This is a genomic window from Parahaliea mediterranea, from assembly GCF_003402235.1.
Classification (GTDB): domain Bacteria; phylum Pseudomonadota; class Gammaproteobacteria; order Pseudomonadales; family Halieaceae; genus Parahaliea; species Parahaliea mediterranea.
The window spans coordinates 1,250,803-1,266,087 of the sequence record NZ_QEWO01000001.1 but is presented as its reverse complement, the minus strand read 5'-3'; the positions used below and the strand labels follow the sequence as shown (position 1 = coordinate 1,266,087).

At 65.2% G+C, this 15,285-nt stretch carries 11 protein-coding genes; 5 read left to right on the top strand and 6 right to left on the bottom strand.

The features are described from left to right. Positions 1 to 6 precede the first annotated feature (6 nt). Positions 7 to 2,040 (bottom strand): oligopeptidase A, encoded by a 2,034-nt coding sequence (gene prlC / locus DDZ17_RS05335; protein ID WP_116364860.1) that lies wholly within the window; start codon positions 2,038 to 2,040, stop codon positions 7 to 9. 62 nt (positions 2,041 to 2,102) lie between these two features. Between prlC and DDZ17_RS05330 the strand changes: the two genes are divergently transcribed. Then, entirely contained in the window at positions 2,103 to 4,157 is a 2,055-nt protein-coding gene (locus DDZ17_RS05330) for a S9 family peptidase (protein ID WP_241505789.1), read from the top strand. A gap of 60 nt (positions 4,158 to 4,217) precedes the next feature. Here the strand turns inward: DDZ17_RS05330 and DDZ17_RS05325 are convergent, their stop codons facing one another. Continuing rightward, positions 4,218 to 5,537 (bottom strand): DEAD/DEAH box helicase, encoded by a 1,320-nt coding sequence (locus tag DDZ17_RS05325; RefSeq protein ID WP_170150155.1) that lies wholly within the window; start codon positions 5,535 to 5,537, stop codon positions 4,218 to 4,220. 137 nt (positions 5,538 to 5,674) lie between these two features. Here DDZ17_RS05325 and DDZ17_RS05320 point away from each other — a divergent pair, with 137 nt between their 5' ends. Both DDZ17_RS05320 and DDZ17_RS05315 read left to right on the top strand, forming a co-directional pair. After that, a complete protein-coding gene (locus tag DDZ17_RS05320) occupies positions 5,675 to 7,588 on the top strand; it encodes a metallophosphoesterase (RefSeq protein WP_157976463.1) in 1,914 nt (637 codons plus the stop codon). Between the two features lie 64 nt (positions 7,589 to 7,652). Then, positions 7,653 to 9,020, top strand: coding sequence for an NTP/NDP exchange transporter (locus DDZ17_RS05315; RefSeq protein ID WP_157976462.1), 1,368 nt, complete (start codon positions 7,653 to 7,655; stop codon positions 9,018 to 9,020). Here DDZ17_RS05315 and DDZ17_RS05310 read toward each other — a convergent pair. After that, positions 8,987 to 10,627 (bottom strand): ATP translocase, encoded by a 1,641-nt coding sequence (locus tag DDZ17_RS05310; RefSeq protein WP_116364855.1) that lies wholly within the window; start codon positions 10,625 to 10,627, stop codon positions 8,987 to 8,989. The two genes, DDZ17_RS05315 and DDZ17_RS05310, sit on opposite strands and share 34 nt — an antisense overlap. A gap of 114 nt (positions 10,628 to 10,741) precedes the next feature. Here DDZ17_RS05310 and DDZ17_RS05305 point away from each other — a divergent pair, with 114 nt between their 5' ends. Together DDZ17_RS05305 and DDZ17_RS05300 are read left to right on the top strand one after the other, a co-directional pair. Then, entirely contained in the window at positions 10,742 to 11,713 is a 972-nt protein-coding gene (locus tag DDZ17_RS05305) for a quinone oxidoreductase family protein (RefSeq protein WP_116364854.1), read from the top strand. Then, a complete protein-coding gene (locus tag DDZ17_RS05300) occupies positions 11,710 to 12,327 on the top strand; it encodes a GNAT family N-acetyltransferase (protein WP_116364853.1) in 618 nt (205 codons plus the stop codon). The genes DDZ17_RS05305 and DDZ17_RS05300 overlap by 4 nt, the downstream gene beginning before the upstream one ends. A 9-nt stretch (positions 12,328 to 12,336) precedes the next feature. On the opposite strand, the gene cysK is transcribed toward DDZ17_RS05300, so the two are convergent. From cysK to DDZ17_RS05285, 3 genes are all read right to left on the bottom strand, one after another. Continuing rightward, the gene (gene cysK / locus DDZ17_RS05295) at positions 12,337 to 13,305 is read right to left on the bottom strand and encodes a cysteine synthase A (protein ID WP_116364852.1); all 969 of its coding nucleotides are present in this window, start codon (positions 13,303 to 13,305) and stop codon (positions 12,337 to 12,339) included. Positions 13,306 to 13,599: 294 nt separating this feature from the next. Continuing rightward, the gene (locus tag DDZ17_RS05290; RefSeq protein ID WP_116364851.1) at positions 13,600 to 14,025 is read right to left on the bottom strand and encodes a TlpA family protein disulfide reductase; all 426 of its coding nucleotides are present in this window, start codon (positions 14,023 to 14,025) and stop codon (positions 13,600 to 13,602) included. Continuing rightward, positions 14,022 to 15,251 carry a YihY family inner membrane protein gene (locus DDZ17_RS05285; protein ID WP_116364850.1) on the bottom strand — a complete coding sequence of 410 codons (1,230 nt, stop codon included), beginning with the start codon at positions 15,249 to 15,251 and terminating at the stop codon, positions 14,022 to 14,024. The genes DDZ17_RS05290 and DDZ17_RS05285 overlap by 4 nt, the downstream gene beginning before the upstream one ends. Positions 15,252 to 15,285 lie beyond the last annotated feature (34 nt).

Below are 15,285 nucleotides of genomic sequence, written 5' to 3'. Positions count from 1 at the left end.
GCCTGATCAGGCGGCAATGCCGCTGTGGCGCAACAGCGCGGCGGTATCCGGCGCCCGGCCGCGGAAGTCCACAAACAACTGCATGGCATCCACGGAGCCGCCCACGGCAAGCACCTTGTCGCGAAAGTCGGCCCCGGTCGCCGGGTTGAAGATGCCTTCTTCCTCGAAGCGCGAATAGGCATCCGCCGAGAGTACCTCCGCCCACAGGTAGCTGTAGTAGCCCGCCGCGTAGCCGCCGGCAAAAATGTGCGAGAAGCTGTTCTGGAAGCGGTTAAAGGCCGGCGGAACCACCACGGCAACCTCGCGGCGCACCGCGTCCAGCAGCCCCTGCACCGATGGCGGGTTATCCAGCGACCACTCCCCGTGCAGACGAAAGTCGAACAGGCCAAACTCCAGCTGGCGCACCATGAACATGGCGGACTGGAAGTTCTTCGCCGCCAGCATCTTGTCCAGCAGTTCCCGGGGCAGGGGCTCGCCGCTCTGGTAGTGGCCGGTGATAAAGGCCAGCGCCTCGGGTTCGTAGCACCAGTTCTCCAGGAACTGGCTGGGTAGCTCCACGGCGTCCCAGGCCACGCCGTTAATGCCGGATACCGCCGCCACCTCCTGCTGGGTGAGCATGTGGTGCAGGCCGTGGCCAAATTCGTGGAAGAGGGTGGTGAGCTCCTGCTCGGTCAGCAGCGAGGGGGTGTCGCCTACCGGCGCGGTAAAGTTGCACACCAAAAAGGCGACCGGCAGCTGCAGTTCGCCCTGGCGACGCCGGCGCACCCGGCAATCGGCCATCCAGGCGCCGCCGCGCTTGTCGCTGCGAGCGTACAGATCCAGATAGAAGCGGGCGATGGCCTTGCCCTGCTGGCGCAGTTCGAACAGGCGCACATCCGGGTGGTAGTGGTCGAAGTCGTCGATCTCGGCCACCGCGATCCCGTACAGCCGGCCCACCAGCTCAAACAGCCCCGCCAGCACCCGGTCCACCGGCAGGTAGGGGCGGATTTCCTCCTGCGATACCTGGTAGCGGGCCTGCTTGAGCTTTTCGGCGTAGTAGGCCACGTCCCAGGCCTGCAGGGTCTGTACCCCGTGCTCGTCGCGGGCGTAGTCACATAGCTCCTGCCATTCGCGCTGGGCCTGGGGCCGGGCCCGGGCGGCCAGGTTCTCCAGGAAGTCGACCACCTGTTGCGGGCTGTCGGCCATTTTGGTGGCCAGCGACAGCTCGGCGTAATTGTCAAAGCCCAGCAGCTGTGCCAGTTCCAGGCGCAAATCAAGGATTTCGCTGATCAGCGGGCTGTTGTCCCAGCGGCCGGCGTTCGGGCCCTGGTCGGAAGCGCGGGTGCTGTTGGCGGTGTAAACCTCCTGGCGCAGGGCGGCGTTGTCGCAGTAGGTGAGCACCGGTTGTACCGAGGGAAATTCCAGGGTCAGCAGGTAGCCGGATTTGCCGGCCTGCTCGGCGGCCTGGCGCGCGCTGGCCAGCGCCGTGGCGGGCAGCCCGGCCAACTCCTCGGCGCTGGCTTGGCGGGTCCAGGCCTTGGTGGCGTCCAGCACGTTTTCGCTGAAGGTGCTGCCGAGTTCCGACAGGCGCTTTTTCAGCTCACCGTAGCGTTGCTGCTGCGCCGCCGGCAGGGCGACACCGGCCAGGCGAAAGTCCCGCAGGGCGTTGTCCAGGGCCTTGCGCCGGGCCGGGTCCAGGCCCGCGTAGCCGGGGCCGTCGGCCAGCTGCTGGCAGGCCTGGTACAGGGGCCGGTGCTGCCCCATCCAGGTGCTATACTCCGACAGCAGCGGGAGGCAGCGGTTATAGGCCTCCCTCAGGTCTTGGGAATTCATCACGCCATTCAAATGCGAAACCGGCGCCCAGGCGCGCTCCAGGTCGTCATCCAGTTCCTCGATGGCCTGCAGCGTATTGTCCCAGGCCGGCGTTTGCCCACTTTGCAGCAGGGTATCGATGGCCGTCTTGTTGTGATCCACCAGTGTCCGGACTGCCTCTTCCACGTGTTCGGTGCGAATGCGGGAAAAGGGCGGCAGCAGGTGGTATTCAAGCAGGGGGTTGGACATGACGGAGAAGGGCACAGTGATGAATGGGAGGCCATGGTAACCGAACTGAAAAGGGAGAAGGAATGAATCGCCAACAACCGATGAACTGCTGGCAGGTCCTGGCCGCCATGGCCAGCGCGGCGCTGTGTGCCGGAAGCGCCCTCGCCGCGCCGGTGTTTGCGCCGGAGGATGTCTTCCAGCTGCGCTATGCCAGCCACCCGCTGGTGGACAGCGAGGGCGAGCGCGCCCTCTACCTGCGCCACAGCATGGACATCATGAAGGACCGATCTCGCAGCAACCTGTGGCTGGTGGATATCGACTCCGGCCGCGAGCAGCCACTGACCAGCGGCCCGAACAATATCAGCGGTGCAGTGCTGTCGCCGGACGACAGCCGGGTGGCCTATATCAGCAAGGACGATGTGGGCTCGCAGATTTTTGTCAGCTGGCTGGACAGCCCCCGCAGCGCCCAGCTCACCCGCCTGCCGGAAAAGGCCAAGAACCTGGCCTTTTCGCCCGATGGCAAATGGCTGGCCTTTGCCATGCGTGTGCCCCGCGACGCCCCGGTGATGGGCAAGTTGCCCGCCAAGCCCGAGGGGGCCGAGTGGGCGGCGCCGCCGGTGGTGGTGGAGCGCAGCGTTTATCGTAACGACGGCAGCGGCGACAAGCCCGAGGGCTACACCCATGTGTTTGTGATGCCCGCCGATGGCGGCAGCCCGCGCCAGCTCACCCAGGGGGATTTTCACCACGACGGCAGCATTGGCTGGTCGGGCGATGGTCGCGCCCTGTACGTGTCTGCCAATCGCAACGCCGATTGGGCCACCGATGTCTCCAACACCGATATTTACCGCATCGATGTCGCCAGTGGTGAATTGACCGCCCTCACCGAGCGCAAGGGGCCCGATGGCGACCTGGCGGTCTCCCCGGATGGCAAGCGCATCGCCTGGACCGGCTGGGACGATCGGCGCATGGGCTACCACCGCAACCGCCTTTACGTGATGAATCGCGATGGCAGCGACAAGCGCGAGCTGCTGGCAGATCTGGATCGCAACATTGTCGACCCCCAGTGGTCCGCCGATGGCCGCGCCATTTACTTCCAGTACGACGACAAGGGCGCAACGGTGCTGGCCGCCACCAACCTGTCTGGCAAGCTCACCGAACTGGCGCGGGACCTGGGCGGCACCGCCCTCGGCCGCCCCTATACCGGCGCGGGTTTTGCGGTGGGTGGGGATGGCGTGTACGCCTACACTGTGGGCTCGCCGGCCTTTCCGGCGGAGCTGGCGGTGGGCGAGAGCGGGCGCAATCGCCAGCTCACCCGGCTGAATGACAACCTGCTCAAGTACCGCGACCTGGCCCCGGTGCAGGAGCTGTGGGTTAAGTCCAGCTTTGACCAGCGCGACATCCAGGCCTGGGTGGCCCTGCCGCCAGGCTTTGACCCGGCCAAGCGCTATCCGCTGATCCTGGAGATCCACGGTGGGCCCTTTGCTACCTATGGCCCTCATTTCGCGGCGGAAATCCAGCTCTACGCCGCGGCGGGCTACGTGGTGGTGTACGCCAATCCCCGGGGCAGCACCAGCTACGGCGAGGAATTTGGCAACCTGATTCACCACAACTATCCCAGCCAGGATTACGACGACCTGATGAGTGTGGTGGATGCGGTGATTGCCAAGGGCTACGTGGACCCACAGCAGCTCTACGTTACCGGCGGCTCCGGCGGCGGGGTGCTCACCGCCTGGATTGTGGGCAGCACCGATCGCTTTCGCGCGGCGGTGGTGGCCAAGCCGGTGATTAACTGGACCAGCTTTGTGCTCACCGCGGACATGTCGCCCTACTTTGCCCGCTACTGGTTCGACAAAATGCCCTGGGAAGATCCCGAGACCTACTGGCAGCGCTCGCCCCTGTCCCGGGTGGGTAACGTCACCACGCCAACCATGCTGCTGACCGGCGAATCGGACCTGCGCACGCCCATGCCCGAGACCGAGCAGTACTACCAGGCGCTCAAGCTGCGCGGGGTGGATACGGCCATGGTGCGCATGCCGGGGGCGTCCCACTCCATCTACAAGCGCCCCAGCCAGCTGATTGGCAAGGTGGCGGCGATTCTGGAATGGTTTTCACGCTACGGGCCAGCGCAAGAGGGCTGATTACCCGGCGAGCGGGCGAGTCCATGGATGATGGGCTCGCCCGGTACACGCTATAGCGCCTTATTTTTTCTTCATCAGCGGTCCGGTGCCGTCATTGCCCCCGGCGGTGGATTTGGGCCGCTTTGGTTTGCCCTTGTTTTTTGCATCCCGCGCCCGCTGCTTGGCTTTGGCCTCGCCCTTGGCGGGTTTCTTTTTCTTGCTGCCCGCGGCCTTGCCCGAGCCCTTGGCTTTTTTTGGCCCGCTGTACTTGGCCTTGAGACCGGGCAGGGCGCGCTGCTCAAAATCCATGTTCAGGTAACGCTGGATGCTGATCATCAGGTTCCACTGGCTGGCTTCCACCAGTGAAATGGCCACCCCGCTGGCGCCGGCGCGGCCAGTGCGGCCGCAGCGGTGTACGTAGTCATCGCCGGAGTGGGGCAGGTCGTAGTTGATAACGGTGTCGATGTCAGGCACGTCCAGCCCGCGCGCCGCCAGGTCGGAGGCACACAGCACCTGGATTTTGCCCTCGCGAAAGGCGGCCATCACCCGCTTGCGCTCTTCGGTGCTCATCTCGCCGTGCAGGCAGTCCGCCTTCAGGCCGTTGTGGGCCAGCAGGCCCGCCAGCCGTTCGGCGCTGCGGCGTTTGTTGGCGAATACCAGGCTGCGCCGCCCTTCGTTCTGCGCCAGCAGGGCCAGCAGCAACTGGTTCTTGTGCTCGGTGCTGTCGGCCAATATACGCTGGTGGTGGATGTTGGCCTGGGCCTGACGCGGCGGGTCCACGGCAATGGTTTGCGGCGCGTTGAGCAGGGTGTTGCTGAGCTCCCCCAGACCCTTGGCTTTCAGGGTGGCGGAGAGCATCAGGGTCTGGCGGGCAGGGTTGCAGGCATCGGTAATTTTCAGCACATCCTCGCGAAAGCCCATTTCCAGCATGCGGTCTGCCTCGTCCAGCACCAGCACCTTCAGGGCGGCGAGGTCGGCACTGCCTTTTTCGCAGTGCTCCAGCAGTCGCCCGGGAGTGGCGATGACAACTTCGGGGTTTTTGCGGAACTGGGCCTTCTGGTACTTGAAGTCGGCGCCGCCGGTCAGCGCCATGCACTGCAGGGGCGACTTGGCGGTCAGCTGGCGGCAGCTTTTCAGCACCTGGCGCGCCAGTTCCCGGGTGGGCACCAGCACCAGGGCCAGGGTGCCCGCCTGACGCGGCGCTGTTTCCTCTAGCAGGCGTTGCAGGGTGGGCAGCAGATAGGCCAAGGTCTTGCCGCTGCCGGTTGCCGCGCTCACCAGCAGGTCGCTGCCGGTGAGTGCGGCGGGAATCACCTGGGCCTGTACGGGGGTGGGCGTTGCCAGCGCCAGTTCATCCAGGGCGAGGCGCAGTTGGCGATCAAGGGGGAGCTCTTGCAGCACGGTAGGCATTCCAGTCAGGCGGGTGGGCTATTCTAACGTAAGTCGCGACGCGGCGGCGGGCACAGTGCGGCAATCTCATCTAGACTGAGGCGGTCGCCGGGCATAAAACCAGAAGACAGAATGAGGGGAGCAGCGTGTTGAAAGGCAAGCGAATCGGCATTATCACCGCCCTGTTGGGGCTGGCCGGCCTGCTGGCGGCCACCGCCCAGGCCGCGCCGGACTACACCTTCGAGACCGACAGCCGGGTGGTTGCCTTTGCCGATGTGCATGGCGCCTACGACGACTGGACTCGCCTGCTGCGAGAAGTGCAGGTGATCGACCAGCAGAACCGCTGGATCGGCGGTGGCGCCCACCTGGTATCCACCGGCGATCTAGTGGATCGGGGGCCGGGTTCACGGCAGGTGGTTGAGTTGCTGATGCAGCTGCAACAGCAGGCCCGCGCCGCCGGCGGTGATGTGCACCTGACCCTGGGCAATCACGAAGTGATGGTGATGACCGGTGACCTGCGTTACGTGTCTGCGGAGGAATACGCCGCCTTCGCCGCCGATGAAAGCCCCGCCGAGCGGGAGGCCCTGTGGCGGGACTACCGCAAGGTCAACCCCGGTGGCGACGAGGCAGAGGTGCGAGCCGTATTCGAGCAGCAGTATCCCCCCGGCTATGTGGCCCTGCGCAAGGCCTTCTCGCCCGGTGGCGCAATCGGCGACTGGCTGCTGCAGCAGCAGTTTGCGGTGAAGGTTAACGACAGCGTGTACATGCACGGGGGCATCGCCAAAAACCCGGCGTTCAATTCCCTGGAAGCGCTCAATGAAAAAATGCTGAGCGAGCTGCGCGACTTTCTCGACAACATGGGCAAGCTGCGCGCCGCCGGGGTGATGCCCTGGCACGTGGGCTACCACGACCGGCTGACCTACCTGAACGCCCGCGCCGAGGAATTTGCCGCCGCCAACCCGCGCACCCGTGCCGACTGGTTTGACCCGCTACAGGCCGTGTTCGACGCCCAGACCGCCTTTGTATTCAGTGACGACAGCCTCAACTGGTACCGGGGCTCTGCCCTGTGTCATCCCTACGCCGAAAGCTGGAACACCGAGGTGTTCCTGAAAAACGTGGGCGCACAGCAGCTGGTGATCGGCCATACCCCGACCCACGGTGAGGTCCAGTCGCGCATGGATGGCAAGGTGCTGCGCCTGGATACCGGCATGCTCAACAGCGTTTACAAGGGTCGGGCGTCGGCCCTGGTGAGCGAGGGTGGCGAGCAGTTCGTGCATTACCTGGGCGAGCCGCAGCGGGCCGCGCCGGTGCCAGAGCAGCGCGACCTGGCCATGGAACTGTCGGGCATGAGCGATGCCGAACTGGAGCAGTTCATGCAGAGCGCGCCGGTGGTGGCGGTGGAGGACATTGGCACCGGCATCACCAAGCCCAAGCGGGTAACCCAGGAGCAGGACGGCAAAAGCAACGATGCCGTTTTTAAGTACGAAGATACCGACCCCGGCCTGCAGAACAAAACCCACTACAGTATTCGCACCGCCGACGACAGCGACCGCTACGTGTACGATGTGGCGGCCTACAAGCTGGACCGCCTGCTGGGTTTGAACCTGGTGCCCACCGCGGTGATCGGCCAGGTGGAAGGTACCGAGGGCGCCCTGTCTGACTGGGCCGACAATACCATCAACGAACGCGACCGGCTGGAGCAAAAGCTGCCCTTTAACAGCTATTGCCAACAGTCCGAGCAGTACCGTCTGCGCTTTGTGTTCGACATTCTGATTCACAACGATGACCGCAATCTCACCAATATCCTGTGGACCAAGGACGGCTACATGCTGCGCTTCATCGACCACAGCCTGGCCTTCCGCTCGCGCGACAAGCGGCCCAAACAGTATCGCAAAGTGGATCTGCGGGTGTCGGATCTGCTGATCCAGCGCCTGCAGGCGCTGACTGCCGAGCAACTGCAGGCGGAGTTGGGGGCGTATCTTCACCCACGCCAGATCGAGGCCATTCTCAAGCGCCGCGATTTGATCGTGAAAGAGGCGGTGCGCACCGCCGACCCGTCCTGAACCCGCACTGCGGCGGGGTCACCCCCGCCCGCCTGCGCCCCCCGCCAGAGCGATGAAGGACGCCATGACCCATCCCCTGCAGGCCTTTATGGACGTGCGCCGCGGCGAGTGGCCTCTGGCGCTTGCCATGCTGAGTTACTTTTTTCTGGTCATCACCAGTTTCTGGATTCTCAAGCCCCTGAAGAAGGGCCTGTTTATCGAGTACTACGACGCCAGCGGTTTCAGTCTGCTGGGGATGAACTTCAGCGCCGCCCAGGCGGAACTGCTGGCCAAGGTGCTCAACATGGTGGTGGCCTTTGTGGCGGTGGTGGTGTTCAGTGCCCTCAGCCGGCACCTGCGGCGCGAGCGCCTGAGTTTTGTGTTCTGCGGCTTCTTCCTGCTGTGCTACGCACTGTTCGGTCGCTGGCTGTCGCACCTTGGCGATGGCACGGTGTGGAGCTTCTATCTGTTCGGCGATTTGTTCAGCACCCTGATGGTGGCGACCTTTTTCGCCTTCCTCAATGATGCCGTCTACCCGGAGACGGCCCGCCGCCTCTATGGCCTGGTGGGCCTCGGGGGGGTGGCTGGCGGGGTGTTTGGTTCCACCATTGTGCGGGTCAACATCGACAACTTTTCCTATCCAGGGTGGCTTGGCATTTGCGCCGTGCTGGCGGTGCTGATGGTGGTGGCGGCCGCGGTGGCCGGGCGCTATGTACAGGTGCCGGCCGCGGCGAGCGAGCCGGCACGGCCGGCCCAGGCTCGGTCAAAGACTCAGCCCGCGCCCGAGCCTAAACCAAGAACCCGGCGGCACGGCCCGGCCACCGAAGGGGCGGCCCTGGTGTTTCGCTCCCGCTACCTGATGGCGGTGGCGGCCATTGTGGGGCTGTACGAGGTTATCTCCACCATTGTGGATTTCCAGTTCACCGCGACGGTGGCCCACTACCTCAGCGGCCCGGCCATTGGCGCCCAGTTTGCCCTGGTGTTCTCCATTACCAACTGGGTGTCGCTGCTGGTGCAGCTGTTCCTCACCGGGCTGGTGATGTCGCGCTTTGGCGTGGGGCTGGCGCTGCTGGTGCTGCCCTGCACCATTGCCATGGGGTCGGCGGCCTTTCTGGTGTTCCCGGCGCTGTGGGTGGGCAGCCTGCTGAACACGGCGGATAACGGCTTCAGCTACTCCATCAACCAGTCCGCCAAGGAGGCCCTGTACGTGCCCACCACGCCGGCGGAGAAGTACCGGGCCAAGGCCTTTATCGATATGTTTGTGCAGCGCTTTGCCAAGGCGGTGGCGGTGCTCATCAGCCTGGGCCTGACCTACGCCTTTGGCGATTTCAACAGCCTGCGCTACCTGAGCCTGGTGACGTTGCTCCTGCTGGTGGTGTGGGTAGCGGCGGCGCGCTACGCCGGCCGTGTGTTCCGTGACTACGAGGAGGCCAGCGACACGCCGGCGCCGTAAATCACGTTAAAGCTCACTTCCGCCTCCAGCCCGTCGAAGTCGCGGGCCACCACTTTGATGCGCAAGTGGCCGCTGCTGTCGTCCGGCGGGTGAAAATGAAAGCGGCGCTTGAGGCTGTCGAAGGTGACCCACTGGGGAAGCCGCTCGCCGTCGTCGCACTGGGCGCGATAACGCAGGGCGTCGCCCACGTCGGGGTCGATGAAGGTGTCCTCCGCCAGTTGCAGGCGGGTCAGGCTGCCGGCGGGAATGACCATGTCATCCAACTGGTCGGTGGCCACCGGCGGGTGGTTGGCCAGACTGCGGGCGGCGTCCTCACGGTGGCGCCGGCCAATGCCGATGGACACCAGTAACAGCGCCACTGCCAGCAGGGCGTTGATCAGCACAAAACCCTGCAGCGCCAGGCCCAACAGCGCACTGGCCAGAAAGACAAAGCCCCCCGACAGCACATCACCCAGGCGGAAGAAAAACGTGTCGATGGTGTGCTTGCCGACGTACTTCTCCTCCCGCCGCACCGGCAGGAAGAGGGCGTGGCGGGTGGTGGTTTCCAGCGAGTAATTCACGCTGTTTTCCAGCATCAGGGCGGCCCTGACCACTGCCAGCACCGGCACCAGGGCGATCAGGCTGTAGCTGGCGATCATCAGCACCGGCAGCACATAGAGCGCACCGGCAATGCCGATTCTTTTATAGATGCGCGATACCAGAAAAAGCTGGATCAGAAAGCCGAGGGCGGTGGTGAGGAACAGGTAGCGAGCGTAGAAGGTGGTCAGGTAGTCATCCGCCTCGCGGGGGGCGAGGGTGCGGCTGTGTTCGGTGACAAAGCTGGCGAGGATGTACTCGCCGTTGGTGTTGATCAGGTTCAACAGAATCACCAGCGCCGCTATCAGGCGCAGGGTGGCGCTGTTCCACACCACCAGAAACCCCTGCGCCAGTGGATAGGCGGGGCTGGGCGCCGGCTGAATGTCGGCGATGGCGGCAGAGCCTTGGGGCACCAGGTGGCCGGTGGCGCCGGCCAGCCCCGCCGCCAGCAACAGCAGCAAAGCCGCCAGCAGCATCACCCCGCCGTGGCCGATGTGCCCGTCCACGTCGGCCGAAACGCCGGAGCCGATCAGGGCTCCCAGGGCGCCGGCGGCGGCAATCAGCGGGAAGATGCGCTGGCCGGAGCGCAGGTTGAACAGGTCTGCCGCGAAGGCCCAGAACACCGCCAGCATCATCACCGAGGCAATGCCGAGCCACACATAGAAGGCAACCGCAACGCCGAGGCTGGCGCTCCAGGCGGCGGCAAACAGCAGCAGGTTGAGGGCGAAAAACAGCATCGTGCTGCGGTAAAGAAAGTGTTTTTCGCCACTGTCGCGCACCCGACGGTAGACGGCGGCGAACAGCGGCACAATCAGCATCAGCAGCACGGCCTGCACGGCGGTGGAGTAGGTTTTCAGTTCCGCCGAGCCCTCCGCCAGGATCATCGGTTCGCGGATGACTTTCAGCAGGTAGTAGGCGAACATGATGGCAAACGACTGCAGGCACAGACGCTTGGCGGCATAGCCCTCACCCGGCCGCAGGATGGTGAACAGCGAGAAAAACCGTTCTGTGCGTGTAAATCGGCGGGGCATGCAGTGCGTCAGGTGGCCGGGCGTTGTCTGGCAGTATAACGCGATTCCCCCGGGTTGCAGGGCGCGCCACCGCGCATGCCAACCGTCACATTCCCCCGATAACAGGAGCAAGCAATGACCAGAGCAGTACGCATCACCGCCGCCGGCGGACCGGAGGCAATGACCCTGGCAGACATCGAACTGGAAGCACCCGGCCCCGGCATGGTGCAGGTGGAAAACCGCGCCATTGGCCTTAACTTTATCGACACCTACCACCGCAACGGGCTCTATCCGCTGGCGCTGCCCACCGGGCTTGGCACCGAGGGTGCGGGTGTGGTCACCGCCGTGGGCGAAGGCGCAGACCTCGCGGTGGGCGACCGGGTAGCGTACTGCTCCGCTGGTATCGGCAGTTATGCCGATGCCCTCAACCTGCCTGCGGCCCGCCTGGTCAGGATTCCCGAAGGCGTGGATTTTGATACCGCCGCCGCCGTGATGCTGAAGGGCCAGACGGTGGAGTATCTGCTGCAGCGCTGCCGGCCCCTGGCGCGTGGCGACACCTGCCTGTTTCACGCCGCCGCTGGCGGCGTCGGCCTGCTGTTTGGCCAGTGGGCCAGCGCGCTCGGGGCAACGGTCATCGGCACCGTCAGTTCCGCCGCCAAGGCCGAACTGGCCCGGGCCAATGGCTATGCCCATGTCATTAACTACAGCGAGCAGGACGTGGCCGAAGCGGTGGCGGAGATCACCGGCGGGGCCGGTGTGCCGGTGGTGTACGACGGGGTGGGGCGCGATACCTTTGCCGCCTCCCTCGCCAGCCTGCAGCCCCGTGGGCTGCTGGTCAGCTTCGGCAATGCCTCGGGCGCGCCGGAGCCGGTGGACCTGCAGCAACTGGCCCTGGGGGGCTCCCTCTATGTAACCCGCCCGACCCTGGTGACCTACACCGGCACCACCGAGGAGCTGCGCGACTCTGCCGCCGCTGTCTTCGAGCGGGTACTGGACGGCCGCCTGCGGGTGGAAATCCAGCAGCGCTACCCGCTGGCGAATATCGCCGACGCCCACCGGGACCTGGAGGCCCGCCGCACCACGGGCTCCACGGTCATCGTGCCGTGAACCGCTGGCGCGAGCCGGTCACCCTGCAGGGCGATCTGGTGCGGCTCGAGCCCCTGTCGCAGGGCCATGCCGAAGCCCTGTTTGACCAGGGGCGCAGCGAGGCGGACTGGGCCTACATGCCCCGGGGGCCGTTTACCGACCTGGCCGATACCCGGCGCTGGATTGACGAGGCGCTCGGCAATCCCGGCAATCCCGGCAGCCCCAGCGGCTCCAGCTACCTGCCCTTCGCTATTGTTGATGTTGCCAGCGGCCGCGCGGTGGGCAGCTCGCGCTACCTGAATATGCGCCCGGAGCACCGCGGCCTGGAAATCGGCTGGACCTGGCTGGGCGCCGACTGGCAGCGCACCGGCGTGAATACCCAAGCCAAGTTCCTGCTGCTGGAATACGCCTTCGAGGGCCTGGGTTGTATACGGGTGGAGTTCAAGACTGACGAGCGCAACCTGCGCTCACAGCGGGCGCTGGCGCGCATTGGCGCCGTGCGCGAGGGGGTGCTGCGCCAGCACATGGTGGTGCAGCAGGGCTACCGGCGCAATTCGGTGTACTTCAGCGTGCTGGACGACGAATGGCCCGCCACCCGGGCGCATTTGCTGGCCCTGCGCGGCAGGGCCGGTTGAGCCAGGGGCCTACTGCACCAGTTCGTTGTCGCTGAACATGCCCTCGAACAGGGGGCCGCTCAGGTAGCGCTCGCCCGAATCCGGCAGGATGGCAACAATGGTCTTGCCGGCGTTTTCCGGCCGCCGGGCCAGGCGGTCCGCCACCGCCATGGCGGCGCCAGAAGAGACCCCGGCGAGGATGCCCTCCTGCTGCATCAGCTTGTGGGCCCATTCAAAGGCCGCCTCGTTGCTCACCTGCTCCACCACATCCACCATGTCCAGATCCAGGTTGGCGGGCAGGATGCCAGCGCCAATGCCCTGGATTTTGTGGGGGCCGTGGCTGGGCTCCTGGCCTGCCTTGGCGGCGCTGATAATGGTGGAGCTGTCTGGCTCGACCGCCACTGTGGTGATCGCCTTGCCGCGGGTGTGCTTGATGTAGCGCGAGATGCCGGTGAGGGTGCCGCCGGTGCCAACCCCGGAGACAAGAATGTCGATACCGCCGTCGGTGTCGTCCCAGATTTCCGGGCCGGTGGTGGCCTCGTGGATGGCCGGGTTGGCGGGGTTTTCAAACTGGTGGGGGCCCCAGTATTTGGCCGGGTCCGAGGCGAGGATTTCCTCGGCCTTGGCGATGGCGGCGGGAATGCCCTTGGCGCCCTCGGTGAGGATGATGTCCGCCCCCAGGGCCTTCATCAGCTTGCGGCGCTCCAGGCTCATGGTGCTTGGCATGATCAGGGTGCAGCCGTAACCCCGGGCGGCGGCCACAAAGGCCAGGGCAATGCCGGTATTGCCGCTGGTGGGTTCGACAATGGTCATGCCGGGCTTCAGGCTGCCGTCCTGCTCGGCGGCGTTGATCATGGCCGCGCCGATACGGCACTTGACCGACATCGCCGGGTTGCGGTTCTCCAGTTTGACGAAAATATTGCCCTCGCTGATGCGGTTGATGCGCACCAGCGGTGTCCTGCCGATGGTGCCTGCGTTGTCCTGGTAGATATTGGCCATGTGTCGTCCTCCTGGTGAGCGCCGGGCGCCGCAGGGCGCCGTGAGAGCTGCAAGGGTAGACCCGGGCGGGGGGCATGTCCACGCCCCGGGCCGGGTGCAGCGCCCGCTGAAAAAAATTGTGAAGGATGGTGGAACTTCCCCTGCCGGGGTGCGTCTGAGTAGACAGTGGTAAGACGGTAACCCTCTGCCGGCCAGGGTCAGACAGCCCCGCCAGCACGCAGAGGCCCCATCAGGTCCAAACCCCCTGGAGATAGTTTCTATCTCTGTTCCAACCGGCCCCCTGGGCCGGTTTTTTTATGGCTGGCGATTCATCGCGGCAAGAATCGACGCGCCCGTCTGCGGCCCCACCAGGGTGGCAATGAGCGCGCCCCGGGTATCCAGAATCAGGGTGGTGGGCAGCACCACCGGGCGCGGTGTGCCGAGTTCGGCGGCGGGGTCGGGGATGATGGGAAAGTCCACCCCGAGTTCGGCCACCTGGGCCGCCAGTGCCTCGCCGGTCAGGCCGTCGTAGTTCACGCCCAGCACCTGGATGTCGCCGTGCTCCCGGTCCAGGCGGTTCAGCTCGGGGATTTCCTCAATGCAGGGTTTGCACCACTTGGCCCAGTAGTTCACCACCACCCACTGGCCGCTGTAGCTGGCAACGCCAGCTGGCGCGGCCGAGTCGCCCTTGCCGCAGGCGGCCAGCAGGGTGACGAGCAGGGCAATAACGCAGGTTCTCATTCTTCAAACAGCTCCACGAGGTTCATGTTCATGTTTTCGCGCTGGTGGCTGCGCTCATTGCGCAGCAGGTGATAGGCCCGCTGTTGCCAGTCCAGTTGGGCGTCGATGGCCTCCCGGTCCAGGGCGCGCTCGTCGTTGACCCACTCCTTGACCTGCCAGAAGCTGATGGTGTGCAGGTCGCGGCACAGGAAGTAATTGCCCCGGTGGTTCTGGGCAATCAGCTTGTGCTGCATGAAGATTTCCCGCAGGAAGCGCCAGGTTTCGCTGTCGAGCCCCTGCACCACTTTTATGCGCCCGCTCAGCAGTTCCAGCTCGCGCACCGGGCGGCCGCTGCGCTGGCGGGTCCAGAACAGGTACAGCACATCCAGGGCCTTGAGCACCGTGGGCCGGGCGGCCTGGTCAGAGTTCTGGTAGGAGGACAGGCTGTGCACAAAAATCGCCCCCAGCAGCACGATGTTCCAGGACAGGTAGATCCACATCAAAAACAGCGGCACCGCGGCAAAAGCGCCGTAGATAAAGGTGATGCTGGAGCCCGCCACCAGTTTGGCAAACAGGGTGCGGGCGAGGTTAAAGCCAAGGGCGGCCAGAAAGCCCCCGGCCAGCGCATGGCGAAAGGGCACCCGGCAGTTGGGAACGGTGACGTAGAGCAGGGTAAAGCCCGCGCCGGTCAGCAGCAAAGGGGTCAGGCGCAGCAGCAGGTCGGCCACGCCGATAACGTCGTAGTCCTCCACGAACAGGGCGGCGGCGGCCACCATGCCGGGAATGCCCAGGGCCAGGCCGATGGTGATGGGCGCCAGGCTCAGCACCGCCCAGTAAATGAGGAAGCTGGACAGGGCGCTGCGGTTCTCCCCGGTGCGCCAGATCAGGTTGAAGGCGCGCTCAATATTGCGCAGCATCAGCACCGCCGTAATCACCAGGAACACAATACCGAAGCCGGTGAGGTTCTTGGCCTGGCGGGAGAAGTCCTCCAGGTAGCCTTCCAGCTCGGTGCTGGTGTCGGGCAGCAGGTGCTCGAACATCAGGTCCTGCATGCGCGTTTCCAGGCCGTCGAAGGCCGGCACCGCCGAGGCCATGGTGTAGAGCACCGTCATCAGCGGCACCAGGGCGAACAGGCTCATGTAGGTCAGGGCCGCGGCGTTGTCGGTACAGCGGTCGGCACCGAAGCGCTCCACCAGGTAGGGGATGCGCGGCCAGAGTTTTTTGATTTTTGCTTTGAGTGCGTCCATGGGCCGCATTATGGCACGGGGCACGCGGGGCAAC

Excerpts from the sequence above, each read along its gene's own strand:
- cysK (WP_116364852.1), bottom strand. The coding sequence starts at position 13,305 with ATGGCCAATATCTACCAGGACAACGCAGGCACCATCGGCAGGACACCG.
- DDZ17_RS05330 (WP_241505789.1), top strand. The coding sequence starts at position 2,103 with ATGAATCGCCAACAACCGATGAACTGCTGGCAGGTCCTGGCCGCCATG.
- DDZ17_RS05290 (WP_116364851.1), bottom strand. The coding sequence starts at position 14,025 with ATGAGAACCTGCGTTATTGCCCTGCTCGTCACCCTGCTGGCCGCCTGC.
- DDZ17_RS05310 (WP_116364855.1), bottom strand. The coding sequence starts at position 10,627 with ATGCCCCGCCGATTTACACGCACAGAACGGTTTTTCTCGCTGTTCACC.
- DDZ17_RS05285 (WP_116364850.1), bottom strand. The coding sequence starts at position 15,251 with ATGGACGCACTCAAAGCAAAAATCAAAAAACTCTGGCCGCGCATCCCC.
- prlC (WP_116364860.1), bottom strand. The coding sequence starts at position 2,040 with ATGTCCAACCCCCTGCTTGAATACCACCTGCTGCCGCCCTTTTCCCGC.
- DDZ17_RS05315 (WP_157976462.1), top strand. The coding sequence starts at position 7,653 with ATGACCCATCCCCTGCAGGCCTTTATGGACGTGCGCCGCGGCGAGTGG.
- DDZ17_RS05305 (WP_116364854.1), top strand. The coding sequence starts at position 10,742 with ATGACCAGAGCAGTACGCATCACCGCCGCCGGCGGACCGGAGGCAATG.